Below are 1,082 nucleotides of genomic sequence, written 5' to 3' on the forward strand. Positions count from 1 at the left end.
TTTTCATCGGCAATGCCGCTTTGATTTGCGAGCCGCCCGAGTGCGTGAGCTTGCAAAGCATCGAACAGATCTATATGCAGCTTGCGTGGAATAAGCTCCCGAAGGAGATTCGCGCTAAATTTAAATCCGCTCATAAGCAAAAGCTTGAAATTTCACAGCCGCAAAGCAGGGAATTCTACGCCGATTTAGCGCGGCAAAATCCGTTTTGCTACGATATGAAAAGCGCGGTTTGGGATGAAAATTTAAAAGATTTTTTAGAAGCGACGCCGATAATGACGCAGCTTGAGCTAAATTGCGCCGGCAAAAGCCTGGATATCTCGCGCACGCACCTGCAGCAGCTCGTTTTGCACGCCAGCGGCACGGAGGAGGTCCTGCTAAACGGCTCGCTGTGGCGGCTCGTGATAAACGGCGATATCGCGCGGCTAAAAAGCGTGCGCTGCCCCTTTGACGGCGAGCTTTTGAGCGTTCAGCTAGAGTTAAAGGGCAGCGGGTTTTGCATTTGCGGGCTTGAAAAGCTGCGCGATCTACAGATATTTTCGCAGCGCGGCGAGTGCGTCGATCTTGCATGCGTTGCGGCGAGCTTTCCGAATTTGCGCGAAATTTTCATAAACGCGCAGGGCGGCACGCTAAAAAACATCGACGCGCTCGCTAAGCTTAAACACCTAAAAGACGTCTGGCTTAGCGACGTTTACGGATTTGAACACTTCCCGACGAGGGCACAGCTGCCGCATCTAAAGCGCCTTTGTTTCTGGTCGGTACCTAAAAGCGCTTGTGAGGCGGCTAGAGCGCAGTTTAAGGACATAGAAAGCCTCGTAATCAAGCAGCCGCGAAGCAAGCAGTGGCTGGCGGCAAATTTAAATAACCCGCTGCGACGCTGGGACGGCAGAGAAGGCGTGGGCGCGGCGACTGCTAGAAAGGCGATGAGGGCTTATACGGACGCGCATAAAAAGCTAAGCGCGCTCGAAGCAAAACCCGCAAGAGACGAGCTCAAGACCGAGAAAACGGAAATTTTAAAAGAATTTATCGCCGTTTTTAACGCGACCTGCGCCAAGCACAACATCGACACCATGGAACGCGAGGAG

At 52.5% G+C, this 1,082-nt stretch carries 1 protein-coding gene; it reads left to right on the plus strand.

Going from position 1 to position 1,082, the window contains the following annotated elements; translation table 11 throughout:
• A partial coding sequence (locus tag Q0372_RS07905) for a hypothetical protein (RefSeq protein ID WP_298104661.1) occupies nt 1-1,082 on the plus strand: 1,082 nt, incomplete at both ends.

Origin of the sequence: uncultured Campylobacter sp. (assembly GCF_937997405.1) — a bacterium.
Classification (GTDB): Bacteria; Campylobacterota; Campylobacteria; order Campylobacterales; family Campylobacteraceae; genus Campylobacter_B.